The organism is Micromonospora sp. RTGN7, from assembly GCF_033804645.1.
GTDB lineage: Bacteria > Actinomycetota > Actinomycetes > Mycobacteriales > Micromonosporaceae > Micromonospora.
Genome location: NZ_JAPZLF010000004.1, coordinates 138,046 through 161,636, shown reverse-complemented (window position 1 = coordinate 161,636; position 23,591 = coordinate 138,046). Strand labels below are relative to the sequence as shown.

The window sequence follows — 23,591 nt, the reverse complement described above, 5'->3', positions numbered from 1 at the left end:
CGACGGCCCGACTCACCCGCCCTTCTCGGTGAGCAGCCTGGCGATCCGCGCGAAGCCGGCGCGCAGTTCGGTCTCGTCGGGTGCCGGGAGCGACCCGGTCCGCTCGTCCACCTCGCCGGCCGCCTCCAGCTCGTCGTCGATGACGTCCTCGAAGTCGCCGTAGAGGTCGGCCGCCTCGATCCGGGCGGCGTCGTCCTGTGCGGCGGTCTGGGCGGCGGCGATCTCGCCGCGGATCTCGCCGGGTGAGAGCGCCGGCAGCAAGGGCTCGACCACCGCCATCAACTGCTCCTCGGCCACCACCGCCTCGGCGAGGGCCAGCGCGTGCGGTCGCTCGTACGGGCCACAGACCACCGGCTCCCACTCGTCGGCGTCGGTCTCGCCGAGCGGGGCGAAGGTGATGATCCACGGCAGGCCGTGCATCGGCGAGCCGTCCGGCAGGTCCAACGTCACGAGTGCGCCCACGCGCTCATCATGGTCGCTCCGGCCGGGAACGTGGGCGTCGTTCGCCTCAACTTGCACCGAAGTAGCTCGACAGTGGCGGAGGTGGCCGGCCGGCCCCGACGATGTGCCGCCCCGAATCAGCGCGCGTTGAGGATGAGGGCAAAGTTCTTGTCGGAATTATGGTTCGCGAGCAGTTCGAACCGGGAGGACCGCTGGATCTGATCATGCGGATGCGGAACGGAGAAATCCGCGCTGATCAGCCAGTCGAGCACCACCGTGCGCTCCTTGGCCTTGAGGACCGGGCCGAGACAACCCTCGACCAGGCTCTTCAGCAACGGCCGCTGCACGGCACCACGAAGCTTGACCATGCAGAAGACGTGGGCCACCTCGTCCCGGCGGTCCTTATCCGGCTGACCGACTGCGGCCGACAGTTGGCCCTGCGTGCCCGGCAGCGTCACACGGATGGTATGCAGCGCGCCGTCAACCGTCACCGGACCGGGCCACCGCTCGCCCCAGGCGTCCGTGACCTTGCTCGGTGTCATGCCGGCGAACGCCGGCACCGGTCCGGAGGGGGTGGCGGTGGGGGACCTGGGCAGGTATTCCCCCGGTTCACCTCTGGCACCTTGCGAACCGGGGGGGCGCTGTGGGGCCGCATCTCTGTAGTGCACCACCACGACGGCCAGGAGCGAAACCAGCACCACGGCAGGCACTGCCAACAGGAGCCACCTCTTCGAGGTCGTCCCGCCGCCTCTCGGAACCGATCCGGGCTCCCGTTCGGTCTCGTTCACAGTCGCGCTCCCCGTGTCAATTCAAAACAGCAGCGGCGCCACTACACACCTCTGGCCGCCTCGGAGAATACCCACAGACGGATTGCCGGTCAATATTGCACATCCATGCCGTGGCGGTAAATGACGTCGGCAATTACGTCACCACGATGTTCAGCTGGGAATATTCACTGCATTGTGCGCGTCGACTCCCATGAGCAATCCCGACGGCAATGAAACCTGCACGGCTTGCAACGTGAAAAGACCCAGCCAAAAAACATGTGTGGCGATAGCACTCGGTAAGGACTGGTCACCGGAGTGGGTGACAGCAACGGCTTCCACCTTCACTGGCCCGGGAACGGAACGCCTTCGCCTGGTCGACGCTGGCCGCCCTGTCCGCCTCGTCGCGGGACATGAGGCCGCGGATGGGTGAAACCTGCGTGACCGGCTCCGGCCGTTACGCAGTGGCCGTGTTCGCTCCGAAGATGGCCGGGTGTGCGGCGTCCAGTGCGGCCCGGACCAGGTCCAGGGCGGCATCCGGCGCGACCCCGAGCCGGAGCGCCTCGGCCGCGTAACCGGCCGCCGCCCGCTGTAGCCGGTCCACCGCGTCGTCGCGGCCCGGTGCCACGAAGGTGCCGTGCCGCCCCCGCGTCTCCAGCAGCCCGGCGGACTCCAGCTCCCGGTAAGCGCGGGCCACGGTGTTCACCGCGAGCCCGAGCTCGGCGGCAAACTGCCGGACCGTCGGCAGCCGGGTGCCCACCGGCAGCCGCCCGTCCCCGATCCGCTCGGCAAGCCCCCCGCGCACCTGCTCGTACGGCGGCACCGGCGACGCCGGGTCCACGGTGATCAGCATGTTCACCCCGCTCCCCCGGGCGTCCCGGGATCGGTGTCGGCCGCAGCGTCGGCGTCGGCATCTACGTCGGCTTCGAGGTCGAGGTCGGCCGGCGGCGGCCCCTCGGACATGTCCACCACCCGGCCGTACGGGCTGGTCGCGGCGAGCGCCGCGCCGAACAGGATGAGCTGGTTGAGCAGGTACAGGTAGAGCAGCACGCCCACCGCCCCCGCCACCACCGTGTAGGCCGGATTGCGCTCGGTGCGCACCACGTAGTACCGCCCGACGGTGTTCAGCAGGGTGATGCCGACCGCGACGGTGACCACCACCGGGCGCAGGCGGCGGCGACTCATCCGCAGCCGGGGCACCACCACCAGAAACGCGATCGCCAGCACCGCGTTGACCAGCACGCTGAGCACCGCGCTCACCACCGTCAGCCCCACCGAGCCGGTGCTGCGCAGCAGGAACCGCAACAACGATTCCAACGCGTCCACGGCGGCCACCGAGAGGCCGAGCATCACGAACACCAACAGCAGCACGCCCAGGTCGACCAGCCGGCGCACCACCAGGTTGCCGGGCTGCTGGTTGAGGCCGTAGATCAACCGCTGCGAGGAGCGGATCGCCTCCACCCAGCCGATCCCGGTGAACACCAGGATGATCAACCCGACCACCCCGACGGCACCGCTGCTCTGGGCGATCTGCTGCGGGTCGAGGAAGGGCAGGTTCTCCCCGAGGAAGTCATCCGCCGTCTCGCTGACCCCGGGGTTGTCCTCCAGGATCGCCCCGAAGACCGAGTACGCGACCAGGGCGAGCGCGAAGACCGCGAAGAACCCGTAGTAGGCGATGGCCGCCGCCAGCCGCCCGCCGAAGGACTCGGTGTAGAGCGTCCCGGCCCGCCACAGGTGGTCGAAGGCCCGTGACCGGTGACGCCAGGCAGCCACCCACCGGTCGACGCCGGCCTCGATCCGACCCATTAGGTCCACGCTCTCATCCTCGCCGATCATCCGTTGACACGGAGACGGCCTCGTCGACTCAGGCGCCGAGGAGGAAGTCCCGGCGCGGCTGCCACCGGGCCTGGCCGCTGTGCGAGAACAGGGTGAACGAGACGACCTCGAACATGGCCGAGAAGTCCGCCAGGTCCTCGTACGCCTTGTCCAGTGCCTCCGGCGGGACCTCCTGCGCCACCGTCACGTGCGGGTGGTACGGGAATCGGGCCTCGCGGTGCAGCTCCGGGGCCGCGCTGATCGCGGCGGCCAGCAGCTCGCACTCGCTGATCCCGGCGGCCACCGCCACGAAGACCACCGGGGTCACCGGGCGGAACGTGCCGGTGCCGCGCAGGTGCAGGGTGAACGGCAGGTGGGCGGCGGCCACCGAGGCGAGGTGCCGATCGACCGCCGGCAGCGCGGCCACCGGGATCTCGGTGGGCCCGAGCAGCGTCACGTGCGCCGGGACCACCTGGGGGTCGCCGGTGGCGACCCGCCGCCGGGTGAGCATTCCGCCCCACGGCTCCGGGATGTCCACCGCGATCCCGATCTGGATGGTGTCGCCGGACGCCGGCACCCCGTCCCCGCGCTCCACGCTCCGCGCCACCCCTCCGGCCACCGACCCGTCCCGTCCCGTCGCGTCGGCTAGGCGAAACGAACCGGCGGGAGGAACCCGACCCGCTCGTACGCCTCGCGCAGCGTCACCGAGGCCACCGCGCGCGCCTTCTCCGCGCCGACCGCGAGCAGCTTGTCGAGCTGGGCCGGGTCGTCGAGGTACGCCCGGGTGCGTTCCTGGATCGGCACGACGAACTCCCGGACCACCTCGGCGAGATCCTTCTTCAGGTCGCCGTAGCCCTTTCCGGCGTACGCGGCCACCAGGTCGTCGATGCTCCGCCCGGCCAGAGCCGAGTAGATGGTGAGCAGGTTGGAGATGCCCGGCTTGGTCCCGGTGTCGAAAACGATCTCGCGGCCGGTGTCGGTTACCGCCGAGCGGATCTTCTTCGCCGAGCGGGCCGGGTCCTCCAGCAGGTCGACGATGCCGGCCGGCGAGGACGACGACTTCGACATCTTCGCCGTCGGGTCCTGCAGGTCGGTGATCTTCGCGGTGTCCTTCACGATGTGCGGCACGGGGACGGTGAACGTCTGCCCGAACAGCGAGTTGAACCGCTGGGCCAGGTCGCGGGAGAGCTCCAGGTGCTGACGCTGGTCCTCACCGACCGGGACGGCGTTCGCCTGATAGAGCAGGATGTCGGCGGCCTGGAGGACCGGGTACGTGAAGAGGCCGACGCTGGCCCGCTCGTTGCCCTGCTTCTGCGACTTGTCCTTGAACTGGGTCATCCGGCTGGCCTCGCCGAAGCCGGTGATGCAGCCCAGGACCCAGGTCAGCATCGGGTGCTCGGGCACCTGCGACTGGACGAACAGGGTGCTGCGCTGCGGGTCCAGCCCGACGGCGAGGAGCTGCGCGGCGGCCACCCGGGACCGCTGGCGCAGCACCACCGGGTCGTGCCCCGCCGTGATGGCGTGTAGGTCGACCACGCAGTAGAACGAGTCGTGGGTGTCCTGCAACGCCACCCAGTGCCGCACCGCGCCCAGGTAGTTGCCGAGGTGGAACGAGTCGGCCGTCGGCTGGATGCCGGAGAAGACGCGGGGCCGGGCGGGTACGTCGGACATCCCGGCATTCTGTCAGCTACCCGGGGCGTACGTCATGACGGGCCGGCGGGTCGGCTCTCCGCCGCCGCCACCGGGGCGGGAGCCTCGCGCCGCGGCTCGGGCAGGCGGACCGCGGAGACCGCGAGCCGGGCCACCCGGCGCCCCTCCAACGCGAGCACCCGCAGCGACCACCCGCCGGGCGGATCGTCCGGGGCGTCGTCGTCGGGGCCCGGGCCCACCGGCACCTCGTCGCCGGCCACCGGCAGCCGGCCGAGCACCGCCATCACGTACCCGCCGGCCGTCTCGTACGGGCCGGCGGGCAGCCGCACCCCGGTGCGCTCGGCGAAGTCGGCGAGGTTGAGGCGGCCGTCCACCACGGCGGGCAACCTGGCCACCCCCGACTCGGGAGCGTCGTCGCCCTCGTCGTGGACCTCGCCGACCAGCTCCTCGATCAGGTCCTCCAGGGTGACGATGCCGGCGGTGCCGCCGTACTCGTCGACCACCACCGCGAGGTGATGCCCCTCGCGGCGCATCTCGGTCAGCGCAGCCAGCACCCGCTTGCTGCCGGGCAACTGCTTGACCTCCCGGGTCAGCTCGCCGACGGTGGTGCAGGGGTCGAGGGTGGGGCGGAGCAGCACGTCACGCAGGTGTACGAAGCCGACCACGTCGTCGTGGGTGCCGTCGACCACCGGGTACCGGCTGTGCGGCTCGGCCCGGACCAGCAGAGACGCCTCGGCGAGGCTCAGCCCGGCGGAGAGGAACACCACCTCGGTGCGGGGCATCATCACCTCGCGGACCAGGCTCGCGCCGGCCACCAGCACCTCGTCGATGATCCGGCGCTCGTCCGGGTCGAGGACGGTGTTGGCGGCGACCAGGTCGCGCAGCTCCGCCTCGCTGATCCGCTCCCGGCCCGCCGCCGGGCTGGCCCCGAGCAGGTCGGTGACCAGCCGGGTGGCGCCGTCCGCGGCCCGCACCACCAGCCGGGCGACCGCCCGGGCCAGCGGCCCCGGCTCGCGTCGGGTCCGCCCCGACTGTCGTCGTCGGAACCCGGGCCCGCCCGCTTCCCGCATGACTGTAGATGGTAGAGCCCGCACCGGGCCGAGGCGGACCGTAGCGTCCGGAACGCGCACGGTGGCGCAGTGGCGCGGTAGCGCGGAGCGCGGCTACGCCGGGCGGCCGTAGGGTGATCAAAGGGCGGCTGCGGCGGAACGCGGCCAGGCGGAAGGACTCCGACGTGAAACTGCTCGTCACCGGCGGCGCCGGCTACATCGGTAGCGTGGTGACCCGGCTGCTGCTCGATGCCGGTCACGAGGTGGTCGTTCTCGACGACCTGCGCACCGGGCACCGGGAGGCCCTCGCCCCGGAGGCCACCTGGATCGACGCGCCGATCTCCGACGCCGCCCGGGTGCTCACCCGCGAGGCGGGCTTCGACGGGGTGCTGCACTTCGCCGCCCTGATCGCCGCCGGTGAGTCGATGGTCCGGCCGGAGCTGTACTGGCAGAACAACACCGTCGGCTCGCTCACCCTGATCGACGCGGTCCGCGCCGCCGGTGTGCCCCGGATGGTCTTCTCCTCCACCGCCGCCGTCTACGGCAACCCGGTCGAGCTGCCCATCCCGGAGACCGCCGTGAAGGCCCCCACCAACACGTACGGGGCCACCAAACTCGCCGTCGACATGGCGCTCACCTCCGAGGCGATCGGGCACGACCTGGCCGCCGTGTCGCTGCGCTACTTCAACGTCGTCGGGGCGTACCTGCGCGGCGGCGTCGCCCTCGGCGAGCGGCACGACCCGGAGACCCACCTCATCCCCATCGCCCTGGACGTGGCCGCCGGCCGCCGGGAGAAGCTCCAAATCTTCGGCGACGACTACCCCACCGTCGACGGCACCTGCGTGCGCGACTACATCCACGTCGAGGACCTGGCCCGCGCCCACCTGCTGGCGCTCACCGCCGCCGTGCCCGGCCGGCACCGGATCTACAACCTGGGCAACGGCGCCGGATTCACCAACCGGCAGGTCGTCGACGTGGTCCGTGCGGTCACCGGCCAGCCGCTGCCGGTCGAGGTAGCCCCGCGCCGCGAGGGCGACCCGGCCGAGCTGGTCGCCTCCGCCGCGCTGGCCCGCGAGGAGCTGGGCTGGGTCCCGGAGAAGCCCACCCTGCACGACATGGTCGGCGACGCCTGGGCCTTCTACCGCACGCACATCCTGGAGCGCCCGTGACCGACGCCGCGCCCTCCGGCCCCACCGGCGACGTCACCGACCGCGCCACCACCGGCTTCCTGCACCGGTACGGCGAACAGCCCGCCGGCCGCTGGGCTGCTCCGGGTCGGGTCAACCTGATCGGCGAGCACACCGACTACAACGACGGCTTCGTGCTGCCGTTCGTGCTGCCGCTGCGTACCGTCGTCGCCGCCGCACCGCAGGACGGCCCGCGCTGGACGGTCTGGTCGGAGCTCGCCGACTCCCCGGTCGAGTTCGGCGTCGACGAGGTTGCCGGACCCGGCCGGGTCACCGGCTGGGGCGCGTACGTCGCCGGGGTCATCTGGGCGCTGCGCGACGCCGGCCACGACGTGCCCGGGGCGCGACTGGCCATCGCCTCCGACGTGCCGATCGGCTCCGGGCTCTCCTCCTCCGCCGCCCTGGAGGCGGCCGTGCTGGCCGCCCTGGTCGACCTCGGCGGGCTGGACCTGCCGGCCGAGCGGCGGCCCCGGCTCGCCCAGCGCGCCGAGAACGCCTACGTCGGCTCGCCCACCGGCATCATGGACCAGTCCGCGGTGATCCGCTGCCGCCCGGGGCAGGCGTTGTTCCTCGACTGCCGCACCGAGGCCGTCGAGCACATCCCGTTCGACCTGGCCGCCGCTGGCCTGGCCGTGCTGGTGATCGACAGCCGGGCCACGCACCGACACTCCGACGGCGAGTACGCCGCCCGCCGCGCCTCCTGCGAGCAGGCGGCGGAGCTACTGGGGGTGCCCGCCCTGCGCGACGTGCCCGTGGCCGGCCTCGACGAGGCCCTCGGCCGGCTGGACCAGGCCCTCGGCCGGCCCGACGACGAGACCCGCCGCCGGGTCCGGCACGTCGTCACCGAGAACCAGCGGGTGCTCGACACCGTGGAACTGCTGCGCGCCGGCAGGATCCGCGACATCGGCCCGCTGCTGACCGCCTCGCACGCCTCCATGCGGGACGACTTCGAGATCACCGTCCCGGAGATCGACATCGCGGTCGAGGCGGCCCTCGCCGCCGGGGCGTACGGGGCCCGGATGACCGGCGGCGGCTTCGGCGGCTGCGTCCTCGCCCTCATCGACGCCGACCGCGCCGACGCGGTCGCGGCGGCGGTAACGGCCGCCTACCCGAAACACACCTACCCCCCACCCAACTTCCACCAGACCACCTGACCCCGCCCCGCACCCGCACCCCGCGCACTTTCAGGGAAAGAGTGGCTATCCGAGCCCGGATAGCCACTCTTTCCGTGAATTAGCGGCCCGTTCGGGGTGGGGGGTGGGGGTGCGGGCGGAGGTGGGGGTTAGGTGGTTTCGACGATCATGGCGGCGCCGACCGTGCGGTTGGTGGTCTCGTCGATGATGACGAAGCCGCCGGTGGTGCGGTTGCGGCGATACTCGTCCGCCAGGAGCGGGACGGTGGTGCGCAGTCGGACGCGGCCGATCTCGTTGAGCCTCAGCTCGGTGGCCGACTCGTCGCGGTGCAGGGAGTTGATGTCGAGGCGGTAGTGCAGGCTGCGCACGATGGCCCGGGCCGAGCGGGTGGTGTGCTTGATCGCGTACTTCCCGCCGACCTGAAGGGGACGGGTCTCGTCCATCCAGCAGATCATCGCCTCGATGTCCTGGGCGACGGCGGGGGCGTTGTTCGGGCGGCAGATCATGTCGCCCCGGGAGATGTCGATCTCATCGGTGAGGCGGACGGTGACCGACATGGGTGGGAACGCCTCGTCGACCGGCCCGTCGGCGGTCTCCACAGTGGCGATACGGGAGGTGAACCCCGACGGCAGCACCATCACCTCGTCACCGGGCTTGAGCACCCCCGAGGCGACCTGGCCGGCGTACCCCCGGTAGTCGGTCACGACGGTCGACTGGGGGCGGATCACGTACTGCACCGGGAACCGCACATCCTGAAGGTTGCGGTCCGAGGCGATGTGCACCCGCTCCAGGTGGTGCAGCAGCGACGGCCCGTCGTACCACGGCATGTTCTCCGACCGGGACACGATGTTGTCGCCCCGCAGCGCCGACACCGGCACCACCGTCAGGTCCGGCACGTCGAGCTTCGCCGCGAACGCGGTGAACTCGTCGGCGATCCGCTCGTAGACCTCCTGTGACCAGTCCACCAGGTCCATCTTGTTGACGCAGAGGACCAGGTGCGGCACCCGCAGCAGCGAGCAGAGGAACGCGTGCCGGCGGGACTGCTCGACCAGGCCCTTGCGCGCGTCCACCAGGATCAGCGCGAGGTCGGCGGTGGACGCCCCGGTCACCATGTTGCGGGTGTACTGGATGTGCCCCGGGGTGTCGGCGATGATGAACTTGCGCCGCGGCGTGGCGAAGTACCGGTACGCCACGTCGATCGTGATGCCCTGCTCCCGCTCCGCCCGCAGGCCGTCGGTGAGCAGGGCCAGGTTCGTGTACTCGTCCCCACGCGCCGCGCTGACCGCCTCCACGGCGGCCAGCTGGTCGGTGAACAACGACTTCGTGTCGTACAGCAACCGGCCGATCAAGGTCGACTTGCCGTCGTCGACGCTACCGGCGGTGGCGAACCGCAACAGGTCCATCGGCCGCGCGGCGGGATCGACCTCGGGGGTCAGGGTGTCGGTGCTCATCAGAAGTAGCCCTCCCGCTTACGGTCCTCCATGGCGGCCTCACTGACCCGGTCGTCACCCCGGGTCGCACCGCGCTCGGTGATCCGCGTCGCGGCCACCTCCTCGATCACCTTCTCCACGCTGTCCGCGTCCGACCGCACCGCTGCCGTGTACGACGCGTCGCCCACGGTGCGGTACCGCACCTGGGCCTTGAACCGCTCCTCCCCCGACCGGGGGCGGAAGAACTCATTCACCGCGTACAACATCCCGTCCCGCTCGATCACCTCACGCTCATGCGCGTAGTAGATCGAGGGCAACGCGATCCGCTCCCGGGCGATGTAGTGCCACACGTCGAGCTCGGTCCAGTTCGACAACGGGAACACCCGGATCGACTCACCCGGATGATGCCGACCGTTGTACAACGACCACAACTCGGGACGCTGATTCTTCGGATCCCACTGCCCGAACTCGTCCCGGAAGCTGAAGACCCGCTCCTTCGCCCGCGCCTTCTCCTCGTCCCGCCGCGCCCCACCGAACAACGCGTCGAACCGGTGTTTCTCCACCGCGTCCAGCAACACCGGCGTCTGGATCCGGTTCCGCGTCCCGTCTGCGGCCTCCCGCACCAGACCCTTCGCCAACGCCTCCGGCACACTCGCCACGATCAACTGCAGGCCCAGCTCGGCCACCCGCTGATCCCGATACTCCAGAACCTCCGGGAAGTTGTGACCCGTGTCGACGTGCATCACCGGAAACGGAATGTTCGCCGGCGCGAAGGCCTTCTGCGCCAACCGCAACATCACGATCGAGTCCTTGCCACCGGAGAACAGCAGCACCGGCCGCTCCATCTCCGCGACCACTTCGCGCATCACGAAGACGCTCTCCGCTTCCAGGGCTTCGAGGTGCGAGACCTGATAGGCGGCGGGGGTGGTCATGACACGGCCTCGATTCGCTCGGATCCGCCCATGGATTCCAGACCTTTCCGGTCGGACACGTGAAGAAGAACGCTCAGGTTACCGGGAATGCCGCTGCGACGCTGCAAGCGACCGGCTGGCGAGATTTTCGCGGCAGACCAGCAGGTCGCACAGGCGCGGATCGGCCTCGTGGTATTCCAGCGCAGAACAGTCGACACGGGAAGCATGCCGGGCGGTGTCCGTCGCCACAGCCGCCGGAGCGGCCGAGTCCCACTCGTACGGGCCGTCGGCGGAAAGGCACACCTCGGCCTCACCCGTCACCACCGCGACGATCTTAGCCCCCGCCGAGCCGATGGGAACGAGATGAGCGCCGCCTTCCTCCGCCGGATCGGTCAGGAAAAGCGGCGGACGGCCACGGCTCACCGCCAACCGGATGACCCGACCGCCGCCGCCGCAGAAGGGCACCCCGCCGCCGCAGAAGGGCGCGACGAGCGTGATCCGCGTACCCTCCACCCGGGTCAGCCCCCGTGGTACAGATTCTGGGTCGGCTCCACACCCCGGGTGACCACCGACTCGACCACGTCCGCCGCCCGGTCGACCAGGAACTCCAGCTCCTTGCGCTCGGCGGCGGAGAAGTCCGACAGCACATAGTCCGCCGGGTCCTGCCGACCCGGCGGCCGGCCGATGCCGAACCGCACCCGGACGTAGTCCTTCGTGCCCAGCGACTTCGACATCGAGCGGAGGCCGTTGTGCCCGCCCTCGCCGCCGCCGCACTTCACCCGCACCTGCCCGTACGCGATGTCCAACTCGTCGTGGACCGCGATCACCCGCTCCGGCGGCACCTTGTGGAACTGCGCCAGCCCGGCCACCGGCCCACCGGAGAGGTTCATGTACGTCAGCGGCTTCGCCAGCACCAGCCTCGGGCCGCCGAACCCCAGCCGCCCCTCGGCGACCTCGGCCATCGCCCGCTTGTGCCGGCCGAACTTCCCGCCCACCCGGGCGGCCAGCAGGTCGGCCACCAGGAAGCCGACATTGTGTCGGTTACCCGCGTACTCCCGACCGGGGTTGCCCAGGCCGACCACCAGCCATGGCCCCGCCTCGTCCGTCACGCCACGCCCCTCCCGCTCTCACCGTCACGCCCGGCGGCCGTCCCGACCCGACCCCGCCGTCCTGCTGGCGGTCCACCTGCTGCCGCCGGGCAGGAACCTACCCCCGATACGACGACAGGCGCCCCCGACCCGGGAGCGCCTGTCGCACAGAATGCGGACCGATCAGGCCTCGGTCTTCGCCTCGGCCTGCTCGCCCTCGGCTGCTGGGGTCTCGGCGGTCTCCTCGCCGGCCTCGGCCTCCTCGGCGGTCTCCTCGCCGGCCTCCTCGACCTCGGGGAGGGTGGCCTCGAGCTGCTCGGCGGTCGGCGCGGCGGTGACCGAGGCGACCGAGAGGGTCGGGTCGGCGACCAGCTCGACGCCGGACGGCAGCTTTACATCGGCGGCGGTGACCTGGGTGCCGGCCTGCAGGCCCTCGACCGACGCCTCCAGGTGGTCCGGCACCTTCGTGGCGTCGGCCGTCACCGAGAGGGTGTCGTGGTCGTGCACGATCAGCGTGTCCTTGGCGGCCTCGCCGGTGAGGCGGACCGCAACGTCCACGGTGACCTTCTCGCCGCGGCGGACCAGCAGCAGGTCGATGTGCTCGAAGCTGTCCTTGATCGGATCCCGCTGGATCGCCTTCGGCAACGCCAGCACCTGCGTGCCGTCGCTGACCTCGATCGCGAAGAGCTGGTTGGCGCCGCCCTTGCGGATCGCGGCGGCGAACTCACGCGCGGGCAGCGCGATGTGCGTCGGCTTCTCGCCGTGGCCGTACAGCACGGCGGGCACCAAGCCGGCCCGGCGGGTACGACGGGCACCACCCTTGCCGAACTCGGTACGGGGCTCGGCGCTGATCTTTACCTCGGACACGGGGAAACTCCTGATGCTTTCGCTGCTGCGGCGGGTTGTCGACTGGCGGTGCTGCGGCGAGGGGCTCGCTGGGGCTCATGCGTCATGAACGACTGCCCGGAGCACCGCGTCGATGACGGTGTCTCCGTGCGGTGCTTTTCAGCGGCCCGCCGGGCACCCTCGCCGTGGCAACCGCACTAGTCTACCCGAGCTCATCCCGTCCTTGACGGCAGTCCCCGTCCTTGGTTCGCAGCGGGCCAAAACCCGACGCAAAAGGGCGGCACCCGCGCGCCAGCTGCGGGACGATGCCCGGCGCGCGGGGGCCGGGCGTCAGCTCAGGCCACCGAAGAGGGTGGTCACCGAACCGTCGTCGAAGACCTCCCGGATCGCCCGGGCCAGCAGCGGCGCGATCGACAGCACGGTGATCTTGTCGAGCTGCTTCTCCGGGGGCAGTGGCAGCGTGTTGGTCACCACCACCTCGGTGATCGCGCTGTTCTTCAGCCGCTCGGTCGCCGGGTCCGACAGCAGCGCGTGGGTGGAGGCCACGACGATCTCCGCCGCCCCGCCCTCCCGGAGGATCTCGGCGGCCTTCGTGATCGTACCGCCGGTATCGATCATGTCGTCGACGATCAGGCAGACCCGACCCTCCACGTCGCCGACCACCCGGTTCGCCACCACCTGGTTCGGCTTGAGCGGGTCCCGGGTCTTGTGGATGAACGCCAGCGGGCAACCGCCCAGCCGGTCGGTCCACCGCTCCGCCACCCGCACCCGCCCCGAGTCCGGCGCCACCACCGTCATCGGCCGGCCGGCGAACTTGCGCTCCACGTACTCCGCCAGGATGTCCATCGCGAAGAGGTGGTCCACCGGGCCGTCGAAGAAGCCCTGGATCTGCGCGGTGTGCAGGTCAACCGTGAGGATCCGGTTCGCGCCCGCGGTCTTCAGCAGGTCGGCCACCAGCCGCGCCGAGATCGGCTCCCGGCCGCGGTGCTTCTTGTCCTGCCGGGAGTACGGGTAGAACGGCAGGACCACGGTGATCCGCTTGGCCGAGCCACGCTTCAGCGCGTCGACCATGATCAGGGTCTCCATGACCCAGGTGTTGACCCCGTGCGTCACGGACTGCACCACGAAGGCGTCCGAACCGCGTACCGAGTCCTTGAACCGTACGAAAATTTCCCCGTTCGCGAAGTCGTACGCGTCGGCTGGCGTCGGCGCAATGCCGAGCACCTCGCCGATCTCCTTCGCCAGCTCCGGAAAACCACGTCCGGAGAAGAGCATCAGGCTTTTGCGGTTTTCGGCGACGATGCTGCCCATGGGCCCGGCTGCTCCCGTTGGTTGGTGTTCCCGGCTGCGGTGTGGCCGGGGACTATTCGGTTGCAGTATCTCCCCCGCCTGCCGGCGGTCGAACCGCCTCGGCGCCCCGGTGGATTGCCTCACCTTCACTTGCGGCCCGCCGGTTATCCGACGCATCCTCAGCCGCTTCCGCCGCAGCCCGAACAGCCCGCTCGGCTGCCGCCGCGGAGGCGGTGCCGGCCCGCCTGCGGGCCACCCACCCCTCGATGCTGCGCTGCGGCGCCCGGGTCACCCCGAGGGCGCCTGGCGGCACGTCCTGGGTGATCGCGCTGCCCGCCGCCACGTACGCGCCCGGGCCCACCTCCACCGGGGCGATCAGGTTGGTGTCGCAGCCGATGAACGCCGCCTCGCCGATCGTGGTGCGGTGCTTGTTCACCCCGTCGTAGTTCACAAAGATCGTCGCCGCGCCGATGTTGGCCTTCGCCCCGATCGTCGCGTCGCCCACGTACGACAGGTGCGGCACCTTCGCGCCCGCGCCGATCTCGGAGTTCTTTACCTCGACGAACGTGCCGACCTTTGCCTTCTCGGCCAGCTTCGCCGCCGGCCGCAGGTACGCGTAGGGCCCGACGCTGGCCCCCGGGCCGATCTCGGCCTCGATCGCGTGGCTGCGCAGCACGGTCGCCCCCGGGCCGACGACGGTGTCGATCAGCGTGACGTCCGGGCCGACCACGGCCGCCGCGCCGACCACGGTCCCGCCGCGCAGCTGGGTGTTCTGGTCGATCACCGCGTCCCGGTCCACCGCGACCGTCACGTCGATCCAGGTCGTCGCCGGGTCCAGGATGCTCACGCCGGTGCGCATCCAGCGCTCGTTCACCCGGTCGCGTAGCAGCCGGCGCAGCGTCGCCAGCTCCACCCGGTCGTTGCAGCCCAGGGTCTCGGCGTGGTCGGCGGCCACGTGCACCGCCACCGGCTCGCCCGCCGAGACCAGCAGGCCGAAGACGTCGGTCAGGTACTCCTCGCCCTGGTCGTTGTCGGCGGAGAGCTTGCCCAGCGAGGCGCGCAGCCGCGCCGCGTCGAACGCGTAGATGCCCGCGTTGATCTCCCGCAGCGCGCGCTGGGCGGGGGTGGCGTCGCGTTCCTCGACGATCTGCTCCAGCCGACCGGCGGCGTCCCGGACGATGCGGCCCAGCCCGGTCGGATCGGGCACCTCGGCGGCCAGCACCGTGGCCGCGGCCCCCGCGCCCTCGTGCGCGTCGACCAGCGCGGCGACCGTCTCCGCACGGAGCAACGGCACGTCGCCGTTGATCACCACCACGGTTCCGGCGCCGTCCGGCACCGCGTCCAACGCGATCCGGACCGCGTGGCCGGTGCCGAGCTGTTCGGCCTGGAGGACCGGGTTGGCCGTCGGGGCGACCTCGGCCAGGTGCGTCCGGACCTGCTCCGCGCCGTGCCCGACCACCACGACGGTCCGGTCGGCGTCGAGCGGGGTGGCGGCGGTCAGCACGTGGCCGAGCAGGGTCCGGCCGAGCAGCGGATGCAGCACCTTGGGCAGGGCCGACTTCATCCGTTTGCCCTCACCGGCGGCGAGCACGACAACGGTGCGGAGGTGGGGCTGGGACACGACGTGCTCCCGTCGGGACGGCGACAGTCTCGCGGCCATGCTAACCACGCGATGGTGGTAATCCGCATCCGCCCACACAAAAGCCGGCATACGGCCGGCACGTAAACGTGAGCTGGGGTGCCTGGATTCGAACCAGGAGCTCAAGGCACCAAAGGCCTGTGGGTTGCCGTTACCCCACACCCCATCGCCCGCCGGCCTAGCGTAGCGGCACATCGATCTGGCCGGGCGTACCGCCTACCGTGCGGAACAGTTCGGCGATCATACCTTCGATCCGCCGGTAGATCTCGTGGCTACGCGGAACGGTGATCGTCAGACAGCCCGCTCCACCGGGGGCCGGCACCCAGCCGGTGACGCCGGCGAACGCCGAACCAACGAACGCCCGGCTGCGGCGTATCGGGCGGGCTGCGGCGCGTCGGGGCGGGCTGCGGCGCGTCGGGCGGGCCGGCCGCGAGCGGGTGGGGCCGGTCAGCAATCGGTGTTATCGGCGATCGCCTGGCAGGATGACCGGATGACCGAGCGGCGCCGGGCGGCCCGACCGCCCGACGCCGGGCCCGGCCCGGTCGGACGACGCGACGGCGGGCCGTCCCGGAGGCCGGTGGGCGGCGGCGTGAGCAGCGAGGGCAGCAGCACTCCACGAGAGGGCGTCACCGAGCGCCGGCGAGGTGACGACATGGCGGATGGTCCGGTCAACGACGGCAGCACCGGGGGTCGACGACGCGCGGTTGCAGCGGCGGGAAAGCCACCCTCACGGGTGCGAATGTCGGCGGCGCAGCGCCGCGAGCAGTTGATCTCGACCGGTCGGCAGTTGTTCGCCGAGCGTGGTTTCGACGCGACCTCGATCGAGGAGGTGGCGGCCCGGGCGAAGGTCTCCAAGCCGGTGGTCTACGAGCACTTCGGCGGCAAGGAGGGGCTCTACGCGGTGGTGGTGGACCGGGAGGTCCGGACCCTGCTGGACCGGATCACCACGGCGCTGACCGCCGGGCATCCGCGGGAGCTGCTGGAGCAGGCCGCGCTGGCCCTGCTCGGGTACATCGAGGAGGAGACCAGCGGGTTCCGGGTGCTGGTCCGGGAGTCGCCGGTGATGTCGGCGACGGGCAACTTCGGCAGCGTGATGAACGACGTCGCGCACCAGGTCGAGCACATCCTCGGTGCCGAGTTCAAGACCCGGGGGTACGACCCGAAGCTGGCCGAGCTCTACTCGCAGGCCCTCGTCGGGATGGTGGCGCTGACGGGGCGCTGGTGGCTGGAGGTGCGTCGGCCGGGCAAGGAGACGGTGGCCGCGCACCTGGTCAACCTGGCCTGGAACGGGTTGTCGCACCTGGAGGCGAAACCGACCCTCATCACGTCGAAGAGCGGGCGTCCCTCGGCGAAGGGCCGGTGACCGGGCCCCGGCCCGTTGGGGTTCAGCGACCGCCGGGGACGGCGGCACGGCGGTGCCGCGCCTCGGCCTCGGCGTGCTCGGACGAGCCGACCTTGTCGTAGAGACCGGTGGCGAGCAGCACCAGCCCGAACAGCAGCGACACGATGACGGTGGACATCGAGAAGTTGAGGAAGTTCGCCGAGGTCTGCAGGACCGACATCATCAGGACGCCGGTGACCAGGAAGATCACCCCGGCGGTGAGGTTCATGTAGTGGCCGAGGTTGCTACGTCGGGACGCGCCGATCATGAGCACGAGCCCGAAGGCGATCGAGACCAGGGAGAACCCGAGGTTGGTGCGGAGCCCGAGGGCCCAGGTGCTGTTCCGCGCGAACAGCCCTTCGCCCCAGGTCTGGGTCACTCCCCAGACACCGAAGACCAGGATATAGAGCCCGATGAGCCCCGCGAGGGCGCGGTAGAGCGGCCGTGCGGGGTGGTTGACCGGAAAGTGCACCATGACCTGACCTCCCGTCCGAGTGTCACCATTCGGGGGGATTGTCCCCCGGAAGGCCGGCCGATGTCCGGCGAACCGCCGGCACGACGCTCGGGGGCACAGGAAAGGTCGGCGGCACCGGACGACGAAAAGCCGACCGGCACGGAACCGGTCGGCTTTCGAGCTGGCGGCTCGCCGCCGGGCTCAGAGGACGAGCCGGGCCTTCTCCCAGGCCTCCTGCTCGCCGTCGCTGCCGATCTTGCCGTACATGCCCACCATCAGGAGCACCAGCGAGAGGGTCAGCACCACGATGTCGGTGACGATGGTGAAGTTGAAGACGTTGGCGTCGGTCTGCAGGAAGGCCAGCTCGGCCAGGCCGAGCACCATCAGCGCGTACGCCAGCCACTGGTTGATCGCGACGTCGAGGTTGCGGCCGATCGCGGTGCCGGCCAGGATCACGACGCCGATCAGAACGCTGAGCAGCGAAAATCCGAGATTGGTCCCCTGACCGAGCACCTTGGTGTCATCCTGGACGAAGAACTCGTCGCCGAGGCCGGCGATGACGCCGAGCGCTCCGAAAACCAGGAAATACAGACCAACGAGCCCGCCGATCGCCCGGTAGATCGGCCGCGCGGGGTGGTTGACGGGGGTGTGGGCCATGTCTGAGTCTCCAAGGCGTGCGGGTGAGGGGTCACCTGCGATTGTCCCGCACGGCGGGCTGTGACGCCGCACACCCCCCACCCGAGGCCGGCTCAGCTCCCGGGAACCTGCTCGGCAAGCCCCAGCCAGGTCTCCTCGATCTGTTCCCGTTCCGCGCGGACGTCCTTGAGCTGTGCGTCCAGCTCGGCGACCCTGGCGTAGTCGGTGGCGCTGGCGGCGAGCTGGTCGAGCAGCGCGGCCTCCTTCTGGTCCAGCTTGCCGATCTGGCGTTCAAGCCGGCTGAGATCCTTCTTCGCCTGCCGGGCATCGGCGGCGGACATGCCGCCGGCCGTCGGGGTGGCGCCCGCCGTGGCGGTGAAGGTGCCGGACACCGCCGTCGGCTGCCAGTTCGTGGCCCGGGCCAGGTACTCGTCGACCCCGCCGGGCAGGTGCACGAGCCGGCCGTCGTCGAACATCCCGTACGCGGTCTCGGTGACCCGTTCGATCAGGTACCGGTCGTGGCTGGCCACGATGATGGTGCCGGGCCAGGAGTCGAGCAGGTCCTCCAGCGCGGCGAGGGTGTCGGTGTCCAGGTCGTTGGTCGGCTCGTCGAAGAGGAGCACGTTGGGCTCGCCGGCGAGCAGCCGGAGCATCTGTAGCCGGCGGCGCTCCCCACCGGAGAGGTCGCTGACCGGGGTCCAGAGCCGGCGGTCGTCGAAACCGAAGACCTCGGCGAGTTGGGCGGCGGAGACCTCCCGGTCGCCGAGCTGGACCCGACGGGCGACCTCCTCGACGGCTTCGAGGACGCGCAGGTGGCCGGGGAGCTCGGCAAGCTCCTGGGAGAGGAACGCGGGCCGGACGGTGGAGCCGGTGGCGAACCGGCCGCCCTCGGGGCGGGTGATGCCGGCGAGCATCCGTAGCAGGGTGGTCTTGCCGGCGCCGTTGCGGCCGAGGATGGCGATCCGGTCGCCGGGGCCGACATGCCAGGTGGTGTCGTGCAGGATCTCCTTCGGGCCGGCGTACAGCCGGACGCCCTCCAGGTCGTACACCTGCTTGCCGAGCCGGGCGGTGGCCATCCGTTGCAGCGACATGGTGTCGCGCGCCGGTGGGACGTCGGCGATGAGCGCGTTGGCGGCGTCGATGCGGAACTGCGGCTTGGAGGTCCGGGCCGGCGGGCCGCGACGCAGCCAGGCGATCTCCTTGCGCAGGAGGTTCTGCCGGCGCGCCTCGGTGGCGGCGGCGACCCGGTCCCGCTCGACGCGGGCCAGGGTCCAGGCGGCGAAGCCACCCTCGTACGCCCGGACGGTCTGGTCGGCGACCTCCCAGGTGGCGGTACAGACCGCGTCGAGGAACCACCGGTCGTGGGTGACCACCACGAGCGCGCCCCTGCGGGTGACGAGGTACTTCGCCAGCCAGTCGACGCCGCCGACGTCGAGGTGGTTGGTGGGCTCGTCGAGGATGAGCAGGTCCGACTCGCGCACCAGCAGGGCGGCCAGCGCCACTCGCCGACGCTCGCCGCCGGACATCGGGCCGACCGGCTGGTCGAGGCCCAGGTGGGGCATGCCGAGGCCGTCGAGGATGGCGCGGACCCCGGAGTCACCGGCCCACTCGTGCTCCTCGCCCATGCTCTCGCCGAGCCAGGCGGTGCCGAGCACCACGTCCCGGACGGTGGCGGCGGGAGTGAGCGTCAGGGACTGCGGCAGCCAGAGCACGCGCAGGTCGCGGCGGTGGGTGACCCGTCCGTCGTCCGGGTCCTCCTGCTTGGTGAGCAGCCGCAGCAGGGTGGACTTGCCGGCGCCGTTGAGGCCGACCACACCGATCCGGTCGGCGTCGTCGAGACCGAGCGAGACGTCGGTGAGCAGCGGCCCGGCGGCGCCGTACCCCTTGGACACCCGGTCCAGGTTGACGATGTTGGCCACGAAGCCACCTCTCATGATCAAGGCGTCCCGGTGCCGGTGGGCACCTGGGGACGCCTGGCCTCCAAGGGTACGCGGGTGCTGCGGGTCGTCCCGGCGGGTGTACGCCTCAGCTGATCCGCGCGCCGGCTACCGGCCCGTGTGCGGTGCGTGCCTCGCGGCACACCCCGGCGGCCCCCATCTCGGCGGCGATCCGCTCGGCGTCGCCGGCGTCCGCGGCGAGGAACGCGCAGGTGGGCCCGGAGCCGGAGACGATGCCGGCGAGCGCCCCGGCGGCCTCGCCGGCCTTGAGGGTGGCGGCCAGGGACGGGCGCATGGCCAGCGCGGCGTCCTGGAGGTCGTTGCCGAGGGCGGCGGCGAGCACCCGGGGGTCCCGCTGGCGCAGCGCGGCGAACAGCCCGTCGGTGCTGCCCAGCGGTGGGCCGGCGGACCCGGCGGCGCGGAGCCGGTCGAGTTCGGCGTATGCGGCGGGGGTGGAGAGCCCGCCGTCGGCGATGGCAACCACCCAGTGCCAGGAGGTGGGGCGGGCCAGCACGGGACTGACCGCCTCGCCCCGGCCGGTGCCCAGCGCGGTGCCGCCGTGGACCAGGAACGGCACGTCCGAGCCGAGATCGGCAGCGATCCCGGCGAGCTCGTCGCGGGACAGCCCGGTGCCCCAGAGCGCGTCGCAGGCGACCAGCGCGGCGGCGGCGTCGGCGCTGCCACCGGCCAGCCCGCCGGCGAGCGGGATCTGCTTGCGCAGGTGCAGCCGGGCGTGCGCGGGGACGCCCGCGTATCCGGCGAGGGCGTGGGCGGCCCGGATCGCCAGGTTGGTGTCGTCCAGGGCCAGCTCGCCGGTGCCCTCCCCCTCCATGGTCAGGGCCAGGGTGTCGCCGCGGCGGGCGGTGAGCTCGTCATAGATGGAGATGGCGTGGTAGACGGTGTTCAGCTCGTGGTAGCCGTCCCGGCGCAGCGGGCCCACCCCGAGGTGCAGGTTGACCTTGGCGGGCACCCGCACCCGGACCGGGCCGATGACCCCGCGCCGCTGCTGCTCGTCATCGTCGTCCGGTCCCCAGGCCTCGGTCACGGGGTGATCTCCCGCAGGCGCGGACGGATGTCGAACGGCTTGGGCACGATCAGCTCCTCGGCGGGCACCGCGTCAGCCTACTGGGCGCTCGGCGCGGTGGTCGGGGCCGACGCGGCGATGGCGACGAACTGCTCGACGGTGAGTGACTCGCCCCGCGCGCCGGGGTCGACGCCGGCGGCGACGAGCGCCTCGGCGGCCCTGTCCGCGCCGCCGGCCCAGCCGGCCAGGGCGGCCCGCAGGGTCTTGCGACGCTGCGCGAACGCGGCGTCGACGACGGCGAAGACCCGTTTCCGGGGCACCTCGGGCCGGGGCGGCTCGCGGCGGGTGAAGGCGACCAGCCCGGAGTCGACGTTGGGCACCGGCCAGAACACGTTGGGCGGCACCTTGCCGGCGGCGCGGGCCCGGGCGTGCCAGGCGAGCTTGACCGACGGGATGCCGTAGACCTTCGAGCCGGGGCCGGCGACGAGGCGGTCGGCGACCTCCTTCTGCACCATCACCAGGCCGTGTCGCAGGGTGGGCAGCTCGGCCAGCAGGTGCAGCACCACCGGCACGGCCACGTTGTACGGCAGGTTCGCCACCAGCGCGGTCGGCGGCGGATCGGCCAGCTCGGCGGCGCCGATGCGCAGCGCGTCGGCGCGGTGCACGGTGAGGCGGGCGGCGTCCGGGCCGGCGAAGCGCGCGGCGGTCTCCGGCAGCGCGGCGGCCAGCGTCGGATCGATCTCGACGGCGTGGGTGTGCGCGGCGGCCGGCAGCAGGCCCAGGGTGAGCGAGCCGAGGCCGGGGCCCACCTCCAGGACGACGTCGTCCGGGGTCAGGCCGGCAACGGTGACGATCCGGCGGACGGTGTTCGGATCGTGTACGAAGTTCTGGCCGAGCTTCTTCGTCGGGTGCACGCCGAGGCGGGCGGCGAGGTCCCGGATCTCCGCCGGGCCGAGCAGGCCGGTCACCGGGTCACCACGGGCCGAACGCGCGCTCGCCGTTGGCCGACAGCGCCCCGCACAGCTCGTCGAGGTCCGCGCCGGTGGTCGCGGCCAGCGCCCGGACGGTGAGCGGGATCAGGTACGACGCGTTGGGCCGCCCCCGGTGCGGGGCCGGGGTGAGGTACGGGGCGTCGGTCTCCACCAGCAACTGGTCCAGCGGGGTGAGCGCGGCGGCCTCCCGCAGCGCGGCGGCGCTGCCGAAGGTGACGGTGCCGGCGAAGCTGAGCAGGTACCCCCGGCGGACGCACTCGGCGGCGAACCCGGCGTCGCCGGAGAAGCAGTGCAGCACGACGGTCTCCGGGGCGCCCTCGTCGTCGAGGATGCGCAGCACGTCGGCGTGGGCGTCCCGGTCGTGGACGACCAGGGCCTTGCCGTGCCGCTTGGCGATGGCGATGTGCGCCCGGAAGCTCTCCTCCTGGGCGGCCCGACCCTCGTCGCCGGTGCGGAAGAAGTCCATCCCGGTCTCGCCGATCCCGCGTACCCGGTCCCGGCCGGCGAGCGCCTCGATCCGCCGCAGCGCCTCGTCGAGGTCGGCCAGCCGGGGCGCCTCGTTGGGGTGCAGCGCGACGGTGGCCAGCACCGCCGGGTAGCGGTCGGCCGCGTCGGCACCCCACACCGAGGAGGCCACGTCCACCCCGACCTGGACGAGCCGGTCCACGCCGGCCTCGGCGGCCACCGCGACGGCTGCGGCGACCGGGTCGGCTGCGGTGGCGTTCCCGCCCGCCCCACCGGCGGGAGCGCCGGCCTCGCTGACGGTGATGTCCAGGTGGGTGTGGCTGTCCGGCACGGGGCGGGGCAGCGGCTCGGGCGCGGGCGGGAACTCCCCTGCCCGGCGGTTGGCCCGCTGCCGGCGGGACTCAGTCGACTCGGTCATCGCCGCCAGCATCACACACCGCCGATCGGCCCCGGTCCGCCACCCGGCACCTGCCGCGACACGAATATCGGGGACCGGCCCGGGAAAGCGCGGCGGGTCCGACGACCCGACCCGTCCCGGGAGACGACATGCCCTTCATCACCGTCGGTGCGGAGAACTCCGCGCCCCTCGACCTGTACTACGAGGACCACGGCTCCGGCCAGCCCGTGGTGCTGATCCACGGGTTCCCCTTCAACGGGGCGACCTGGGAGAAGCAGACCAGCGCGCTGCTCGCCGCCGGGTACCGGACGATCACGTACGACCGGCGCGGTTTCGGCAATTCCGGCCAGCCGGCCACCGGATACGACTACGACACGTTCACGGCGGACCTGGACGTGCTCATGACGGAGCTGGACCTGCGTAACGCCATCCTGGTGGGGCACTCGATGGGCACCGGGGAGGTCACCCGCTACCTCGGCACGTACGGGTCGAACCGGGTGGACCGGGCGGTGCTGCTCTCCCCGCTCGCGCCGTTCCTGCTGAAGACCCCGGACAACCCCGAGGGGCTGGACCGCAGCCTCTTCGACGGGTTCCAGCAGGCCATCCTCGCCGACCGCTTCGCGTACCTCACCAGTTTCTGCGACAACTTCTTCAACTACGCCGACAACGCGGGCAAGGTGGTCAGCGAGGAGGCGTATCGGGCGCACTGGGACATCGGCGCGCGGGCCTCGGCGATCGGCACGTACCAGTCCGTGGACGCCTGGCTGACCGACTTCCGGCCCGACCTGTCCCGCATCGACGTGCCGGTGCTGATCGTGCAGGGCGACCAGGACCGGGTCCTGCCGTACGGGGTGACCGGGCAGCGGTTGCAGCCGTTGCTGCCCGACGGCCGGCTGGTGACGCTGAAGGGGGCGCCGCACGGCATCCCGTGGACCCACGCGAACGAGGTGAACCGCGCGATCCTGGAGTTCGTCGTCGCCCCGGCGATGGCCCGGCGCTGAAGCCGACCTACTGCTGCGGCGGCGACGACGTGGCGGCACCCGGGGTCACCGGGATGCCGCC

At 71.8% G+C, this 23,591-nt stretch carries 23 protein-coding genes, 1 tRNA gene and 1 pseudogene; 4 read left to right on the top strand and 21 right to left on the bottom strand.

The annotated features are described in order from the left end of the window. Window positions 1-12: 12 nt before the first annotated feature. The 7 genes from SNR22_RS07670 to SNR22_RS07640 all read right to left on the bottom strand — a co-directional run bounded on the left by SNR22_RS07670 (window position 13) and on the right by SNR22_RS07640 (window position 5,740). Window positions 13-462: a hypothetical protein gene (locus tag SNR22_RS07670; RefSeq protein WP_320065780.1), complete on the bottom strand. Its 450-nt coding sequence runs from the start codon at window positions 460-462 to the stop codon at window positions 13-15. A 116-nt stretch (window positions 463-578) separates the two neighbouring features. Continuing rightward, window positions 579-1,001 (bottom strand): hypothetical protein, encoded by a 423-nt coding sequence (locus tag SNR22_RS07665; protein ID WP_320065779.1) that lies wholly within the window; start codon window positions 999-1,001, stop codon window positions 579-581. Window positions 1,002-1,662: 661 nt separating this feature from the next. Next, the gene (locus SNR22_RS07660) at window positions 1,663-2,058 is read right to left on the bottom strand and encodes a GntR family transcriptional regulator (RefSeq protein WP_320065778.1); all 396 of its coding nucleotides are present in this window, start codon (window positions 2,056-2,058) and stop codon (window positions 1,663-1,665) included. Window positions 2,059-2,060: 2 nt separating this feature from the next. After that, complete coding sequence (locus SNR22_RS07655; protein ID WP_320065777.1) at window positions 2,061-3,020, bottom strand: YhjD/YihY/BrkB family envelope integrity protein; 960 nt, start codon at window positions 3,018-3,020, stop codon at window positions 2,061-2,063. A gap of 49 nt (window positions 3,021-3,069) precedes the next feature. Then, window positions 3,070-3,639 carry a 2'-5' RNA ligase family protein gene (locus SNR22_RS07650; protein ID WP_320065776.1) on the bottom strand — a complete coding sequence of 190 codons (570 nt, stop codon included), beginning with the start codon at window positions 3,637-3,639 and terminating at the stop codon, window positions 3,070-3,072. A 26-nt stretch (window positions 3,640-3,665) separates the two neighbouring features. Further along, window positions 3,666-4,691: a tryptophan--tRNA ligase gene (gene trpS / locus SNR22_RS07645; protein WP_320065775.1), complete on the bottom strand. Its 1,026-nt coding sequence runs from the start codon at window positions 4,689-4,691 to the stop codon at window positions 3,666-3,668. Window positions 4,692-4,723: 32 nt separating this feature from the next. Next, window positions 4,724-5,740, bottom strand: a complete 1,017-nt coding sequence (locus SNR22_RS07640) for a hemolysin family protein (RefSeq protein WP_320065774.1) — start codon at window positions 5,738-5,740, stop codon at window positions 4,724-4,726. A 164-nt stretch (window positions 5,741-5,904) separates the two neighbouring features. On the opposite strand from SNR22_RS07640, the gene galE reads away from it, so the two are divergent. Together galE and galK are read left to right on the top strand one after the other, a co-directional pair. Then, the gene (gene galE, locus SNR22_RS07635) at window positions 5,905-6,888 is read left to right on the top strand and encodes a UDP-glucose 4-epimerase GalE (protein WP_320065773.1); all 984 of its coding nucleotides are present in this window, start codon (window positions 5,905-5,907) and stop codon (window positions 6,886-6,888) included. Then, window positions 6,885-8,060 carry a galactokinase gene (gene galK, locus SNR22_RS07630; protein WP_413775607.1) on the top strand — a complete coding sequence of 392 codons (1,176 nt, stop codon included), beginning with the start codon at window positions 6,885-6,887 and terminating at the stop codon, window positions 8,058-8,060. The genes galE and galK overlap by 4 nt, the downstream gene beginning before the upstream one ends. A gap of 128 nt (window positions 8,061-8,188) precedes the next feature. Here the strand turns inward: galK and SNR22_RS07625 are convergent, their stop codons facing one another. The 8 genes and pseudogenes from SNR22_RS07625 to SNR22_RS07590 all read right to left on the bottom strand — a co-directional run bounded on the left by SNR22_RS07625 (window position 8,189) and on the right by SNR22_RS07590 (window position 15,409). Continuing rightward, the gene (locus SNR22_RS07625; RefSeq protein ID WP_320065772.1) at window positions 8,189-9,490 is read right to left on the bottom strand and encodes a sulfate adenylyltransferase subunit 1; all 1,302 of its coding nucleotides are present in this window, start codon (window positions 9,488-9,490) and stop codon (window positions 8,189-8,191) included. Next, the gene (cysD, locus tag SNR22_RS07620; protein WP_320065771.1) at window positions 9,490-10,401 is read right to left on the bottom strand and encodes a sulfate adenylyltransferase subunit CysD; all 912 of its coding nucleotides are present in this window, start codon (window positions 10,399-10,401) and stop codon (window positions 9,490-9,492) included. Before cysD ends, SNR22_RS07625 begins: the two co-directional genes overlap by 1 nt. Before the next feature lie 78 nt (window positions 10,402-10,479). After that, window positions 10,480-10,827: pseudogene (locus tag SNR22_RS07615) on the bottom strand (3'(2'),5'-bisphosphate nucleotidase CysQ); the annotation flags it as partial. A 71-nt stretch (window positions 10,828-10,898) separates the two neighbouring features. Then, on the bottom strand, window positions 10,899-11,489 hold the full coding sequence (gene pth / locus SNR22_RS07610) for an aminoacyl-tRNA hydrolase (RefSeq protein WP_320065770.1): 591 nt from the start codon (window positions 11,487-11,489) through the stop codon (window positions 10,899-10,901). 162 nt (window positions 11,490-11,651) lie between these two features. Then, window positions 11,652-12,335, bottom strand: a complete 684-nt coding sequence (locus tag SNR22_RS07605; protein ID WP_320065769.1) for a 50S ribosomal protein L25/general stress protein Ctc — start codon at window positions 12,333-12,335, stop codon at window positions 11,652-11,654. 309 nt (window positions 12,336-12,644) lie between these two features. Further along, window positions 12,645-13,625, bottom strand: a complete 981-nt coding sequence (locus SNR22_RS07600; protein ID WP_320065768.1) for a ribose-phosphate diphosphokinase — start codon at window positions 13,623-13,625, stop codon at window positions 12,645-12,647. 52 nt (window positions 13,626-13,677) lie between these two features. Further along, window positions 13,678-15,264: a bifunctional UDP-N-acetylglucosamine diphosphorylase/glucosamine-1-phosphate N-acetyltransferase GlmU gene (gene glmU, locus SNR22_RS07595; RefSeq protein ID WP_320065767.1), complete on the bottom strand. Its 1,587-nt coding sequence runs from the start codon at window positions 15,262-15,264 to the stop codon at window positions 13,678-13,680. Window positions 15,265-15,337: 73 nt separating this feature from the next. Then, window positions 15,338-15,409: transfer RNA gene (locus SNR22_RS07590), tRNA-Gln, on the bottom strand. 486 nt (window positions 15,410-15,895) lie between these two features. Between SNR22_RS07590 and SNR22_RS07585 the strand changes: the two genes are divergently transcribed. After that, window positions 15,896-16,606 carry a TetR/AcrR family transcriptional regulator gene (locus SNR22_RS07585; protein ID WP_320066006.1) on the top strand — a complete coding sequence of 237 codons (711 nt, stop codon included), beginning with the start codon at window positions 15,896-15,898 and terminating at the stop codon, window positions 16,604-16,606. A 22-nt stretch (window positions 16,607-16,628) separates the two neighbouring features. On the opposite strand, the gene SNR22_RS07580 is transcribed toward SNR22_RS07585, so the two are convergent. From SNR22_RS07580 to SNR22_RS07555, 6 genes are all read right to left on the bottom strand, one after another. Further along, window positions 16,629-17,099, bottom strand: coding sequence for a DUF4383 domain-containing protein (locus SNR22_RS07580; RefSeq protein ID WP_320065766.1), 471 nt, complete (start codon window positions 17,097-17,099; stop codon window positions 16,629-16,631). Window positions 17,100-17,279: 180 nt separating this feature from the next. Beyond that, window positions 17,280-17,735 carry a DUF4383 domain-containing protein gene (locus SNR22_RS07575; RefSeq protein WP_320065765.1) on the bottom strand — a complete coding sequence of 152 codons (456 nt, stop codon included), beginning with the start codon at window positions 17,733-17,735 and terminating at the stop codon, window positions 17,280-17,282. A gap of 92 nt (window positions 17,736-17,827) precedes the next feature. After that, entirely contained in the window at window positions 17,828-19,633 is a 1,806-nt protein-coding gene (locus SNR22_RS07570) for an ABC-F family ATP-binding cassette domain-containing protein (protein ID WP_320065764.1), read from the bottom strand. Between the two features lie 106 nt (window positions 19,634-19,739). Next, window positions 19,740-20,696, bottom strand: a complete 957-nt coding sequence (locus SNR22_RS07565; RefSeq protein WP_320065763.1) for a 4-(cytidine 5'-diphospho)-2-C-methyl-D-erythritol kinase — start codon at window positions 20,694-20,696, stop codon at window positions 19,740-19,742. A gap of 77 nt (window positions 20,697-20,773) precedes the next feature. Next, a complete protein-coding gene (gene rsmA, locus SNR22_RS07560) occupies window positions 20,774-21,643 on the bottom strand; it encodes a 16S rRNA (adenine(1518)-N(6)/adenine(1519)-N(6))-dimethyltransferase RsmA (RefSeq protein ID WP_320065762.1) in 870 nt (289 codons plus the stop codon). Window positions 21,644-21,647: 4 nt separating this feature from the next. After that, window positions 21,648-22,562, bottom strand: a complete 915-nt coding sequence (locus tag SNR22_RS07555) for a TatD family hydrolase (RefSeq protein ID WP_320065761.1) — start codon at window positions 22,560-22,562, stop codon at window positions 21,648-21,650. Between the two features lie 116 nt (window positions 22,563-22,678). Between SNR22_RS07555 and SNR22_RS07550 the strand changes: the two genes are divergently transcribed. Further along, on the top strand, window positions 22,679-23,530 hold the full coding sequence (locus SNR22_RS07550) for an alpha/beta hydrolase (RefSeq protein WP_320065760.1): 852 nt from the start codon (window positions 22,679-22,681) through the stop codon (window positions 23,528-23,530). Window positions 23,531-23,591: the final 61 nt, after the last annotated feature.